This is a genomic window from Actinotalea ferrariae CF5-4, assembly GCF_000603945.1.
GTDB classification, from domain to species: domain Bacteria; phylum Actinomycetota; class Actinomycetes; order Actinomycetales; family Cellulomonadaceae; genus Actinotalea; species Actinotalea ferrariae.
In genome coordinates, this window is sequence record NZ_AXCW01000318.1 from 1 (window position 1) to 3833 (window position 3833).

Consider the following 3833-nt stretch of genomic DNA (forward strand, 5'->3'; position numbering starts at 1 on the left):
CCACGACGGCTCATGCTGCTCATGCGCTCTCCCCCTCCCGCCGTCGGCCCCCGCCGCGGCGTGACCCGAGTGTGCCCCGCGCCACTGACATCCGCCTCGCCCCGCACGCGCCGGGGTCCGGGGGTACGGTGCCTCGGTGGACACGGGGGAGCAGGGCGCGACGCGGCCCTCGCCGGCCTTCGAGACGGCGATCCGCTCCGTCACGGGCAACCACCGCCGGTCGAACCAGGACTCGGCGGGCTGCACGGACGCGGTCGTCGTCGTCGCGGACGGCGTGGGCGGGCACGTCGGGGGCGACGTCGCCTCCTGGACGGTCGTCCGGCACGTCCTCGCCGGTCTCGGCGACCTGGACGACGTCCGGACGCGCTCGATCACCGACCTGCAGGCGCACGTGGCGGCCGCGAACGCCGAGCTGCGGGGTCGCGTCGAGAGGGACCCCTCGCTGGCCGGGATGGGCACGACGTTCACGGCCGTGGTCTGCGGCGAGGCCACCGTGCGGCTCGTGCACGTGGGTGACTCGCGCGCCTACCTGCTCCGCGACGGCACGGGGCGCAGGGTCTCGCGCGACCACTCCCTCGTCCAGCTCCTGGTCGACTCCGGGGAGATCGCCCCGTCGGAGGCCTTCGACCACCCGAACCGCAACGTCATCCTCCGCTCGCTGACCGGCTCGCCGGAGGACCCCGCGGGGCTGCAGCTGCGGGAGATCGAGGCGCGTCCGGGCGACCGCTGGCTCCTGGCCAGCGACGGCCTCACCGACCACGTCACCGAGGAGCGCTGCCTCGAGCTCCTCGCCGGTGCGGCGACCCCGCAGGAGGCGGCCGACGCGCTGCTCGCCGCGGCGGCCGACGCCGACGCCCGCGACAACGTGACGGTGGCGGTCGCCGACCTCGTCGAGGTCGCCCCGGACGCGCCGGGCGAGGGTCGAGGGGCCGTCGTCCTCGAGGGGGCGGCCGCCCAGGACGGGCTCGGGGACCTCGGGGACATGGCCGGCTGACCTGCCGCGCTGCCCGGCCCGTCCGACCGCTGACCTGCCCGGGCGGCCCCGTCGGACGACGGTGGAGCGCTCCGCAGAAGAAAGTTGAAACTTCCTGCATCCGTGCGGGACACCCTGGCGGTAGTAGGGGTGTCAGCACGATCCCAGACCCGGTCACCGGGCCTGACCCAGGAGGAACCCCCATGCGGAAGCGCCTCATCGCCGGCACCGCAGCCGGCTTCGCCCTCGCCCTCAGCGGCGCCGTCCCGGCGGTCGCCGACAGCCACGAGGCCCAGCTGTCCGTCCTGCACGGTGTGCCGGGCCTGACCGTCGACGTCTACGTCAACGGCGACCTCACCCTCGACGACTTCGAGCCCGGTGACCTCGCCGGCCCGCTCGCGCTGCCCGCCGGCACCTACACGGTGGCGATCACGGCCGCCGACGCGGCGGACGACAGCGCCCCGGCGATCGGCCCCGTGGACCTCCCGCTGGAGGCCGGCAAGAACTACACCGCGGTCGCGCACCTCGACGCCGAGGGCAACCCCACGGCGGCGCTCTTCACGAACGACATCTCCAACACCGCCGCCGGTGAGGGTCGCCTGACCGTCCGCCACACGGCGGCCGCTCCGGCCGTGGACATCCTCGCGGGTGGCGCGCCCGTCCTCACCGACGTCGTGAACGGCCAGGAGGGCGTCCTCAACCTCCCGGCGGGCACCGTCTCCGCCGCCGTCGCGCTCGCGGACACGACCGAGCCGGCCATCGGCCCGGCCGACGTGACCGTCGCCGAGGGCGTCAACACCATCGTCTACGCGTGGGGCAGCGCCGCGGACGGCAACCTCGACCTCGCGATCCAGACGATCGACGGTCTGCACTCGGCTCCTGCCGGCGTCCCCTCCGGTGAGCTGGGTCTCGCCGCTCAGCAGTCGTCGACCCCCTGGGTGGTCGGCGCGGCGCTGCTGGCGGCCGCGGGTGTCGCCTTCGCCGTCCGTCGTCAGACGGTCTCGGTGAAGAACGACTGATCCCGCTCGGCCGGGGGTGCGGACCCGTCCCCTTCCTGGGACCGCACCCCCGGCCGGTACCGACGGCGGCTCGCCGCCCACCCGGTGCACGCCCGGGCCCGTCCCACCGGCAGGCCCGTCGGCGCGTCACCTGGTCCCCGTGCTCCACCGCAGTCCCGCCGGGCTCCTGCCCGGCACCCGCCCCGACGCCGCGGCACCACCCGCCGCCCGCACCCCGTCAGGAGGAGTCCCCATGTCGGTCCGCCACCGTCCGTCCCGCCGCGTCACCCGCGCGATCGCCGGGGCGGCCCTCGGGGCCCTCCTGCTCGCGGGGTGTGCGTCCGGCGGGACCGACGAGCCGACGGTGCAGGCCCCGGACCCGCTCTCCTCGAGCACGTCGCCCAGGACGGCTCCCGACGCCGCCTCCCGATCCCTCCCGGACGTCCCGGTGCGCAGCGCGGACCTCTCCGCGCTGGAGGTCGAGCCGGTCGTCGAGCCGGTCGGCGTGGCCGTCCCGAGCATCGACGTCGCCATCCCGGTCGAGCCCGTCGGCGTCCAGGACGACGGCCAGATGGAGATCCCGCCGCAGGCCGAGATCGGCGGCTGGTACCGCTACGGGGCCTCCCCGGCCGACGACGAGGGCACCGCGGTCATCGCCGCGCACGTGGACTCGATCGCCTCGGCGGGCCTCGGGCCCTTCGCCCGCCTCCAGGACGTCCAGGTGGGCGACCCGGTCGAGGTGAGCCTCGCGGACGGGACGACCCGGTCGTTCACGGTGACCGAGGTCCGCCGCTCGCCCAAGCCGTCCGTGCAGTGGGAGGACGTGTTCGTGCGGGGCGGGGGGCAGCGCCTGGTCCTGATCACGTGCGGTGGTACGTTCGACCGAGGCGCCCAGAGCTACTCGGACAACGTGATCGTCACCGCCGAGCCGAGGGTGGGATGAGCACCGCGACCCTCGCGGCCTACCGGGCGCCGCTGCGAACGAGGAGAACGCCACTGACCGCCACCGAGGTGCACCTCGTGCGTGCGCCGTCCACCTGGGACGACGTGGAGGTGGCACGTGCGTTCGCCGCCGGGCAGGAGGCCGGGCTGGCGGAGGCGTACCGGCGGTGGTCGGCCTTCATCCACACCCTGGCCCTGCGGTCGCTGCGGGACGAGACCGACGCCCAGGACGTGACGCAGCAGGTCTTCGTCAACGCCTGGCGGGGCCGCTCGGGCTACGACGTCACGCGGGCCCTGCCGGGCTGGCTGACGGGCATCGCCCGGAACGCCATCGCCGACGTGCACGCCCGGCGGGCCCGCGAGCGGCGCGACCAGCTGGCCGCCGTCGCCACGGTCGAGACGGTGGCGGAGGCCGAGACCGCGCAGGTCGCGGACCGTCTGACGGTCGCCGACGAGCTGAGCCGGCTCGGCGAGCCGCAACGCACGATCATGGCCCTCGCCTTCTACGACGACCTCACGCACGACCAGATCTCCCGGCGGCTCGACATCCCGCTCGGAACCGTCAAGAGCCACATCCGACGCAGCCTGCTGCGTCTGCGCGACCGATTGGAGGTGGATGGTGCAGCACATCGACCCTGAGGTCATCGCGCTCGTCGCCCTGGGCGAGCCCGCGGCCGACGACGCCACCCGGTCGCACCTGGCCACCTGTCCCCAGTGCGCTGAGGAGGTCGCCTCTCTGGCCGCCACCGTCCGCACCGCCCGGAGCGTCACGCCCGCGGACGCCCTCGTCATGCCTCCGCCGCAGGTCTGGGAGGGCATCCGCGGGGCCCTGTCGCTGAGCCCGGCGCTCGACCCCGACACCGCCGCGACGCGTCCCGCGCCGCTGCCCGGTGCCGGCGACGAGCTGGCCGCGCGTCGCG

At 75.4% G+C, this 3833-nt stretch carries 4 protein-coding genes and 1 pseudogene; all 5 read left to right on the top strand.

Features of this window, described 5'->3' with window-relative positions; all coding sequences use genetic code 11:
* The first annotated feature begins 136 nt into the window (after positions 1-136).
* Positions 137-994 carry a PP2C family protein-serine/threonine phosphatase gene (locus tag N866_RS16985; RefSeq protein WP_052023201.1) on the top strand — a complete coding sequence of 286 codons (858 nt, stop codon included), beginning with the start codon at positions 137-139 and terminating at the stop codon, positions 992-994.
* A gap of 182 nt (positions 995-1176) precedes the next feature.
* Positions 1177-1992: a DUF4397 domain-containing protein gene (locus tag N866_RS16990; RefSeq protein ID WP_034228711.1), complete on the top strand. Its 816-nt coding sequence runs from the start codon at positions 1177-1179 to the stop codon at positions 1990-1992.
* A gap of 232 nt (positions 1993-2224) precedes the next feature.
* Entirely contained in the window at positions 2225-2914 is a 690-nt protein-coding gene (locus N866_RS16995; protein WP_034228714.1) for a class F sortase, read from the top strand.
* The gene (locus N866_RS17000; RefSeq protein ID WP_081802767.1) at positions 2911-3552 is read left to right on the top strand and encodes an RNA polymerase sigma factor; all 642 of its coding nucleotides are present in this window, start codon (positions 2911-2913) and stop codon (positions 3550-3552) included. The genes N866_RS16995 and N866_RS17000 overlap by 4 nt, the downstream gene beginning before the upstream one ends.
* Positions 3530-3833, top strand: a pseudogene (locus N866_RS17005) (hypothetical protein); the annotation flags it as partial. The gene N866_RS17000 and the pseudogene N866_RS17005, both read left to right, overlap by 23 nt.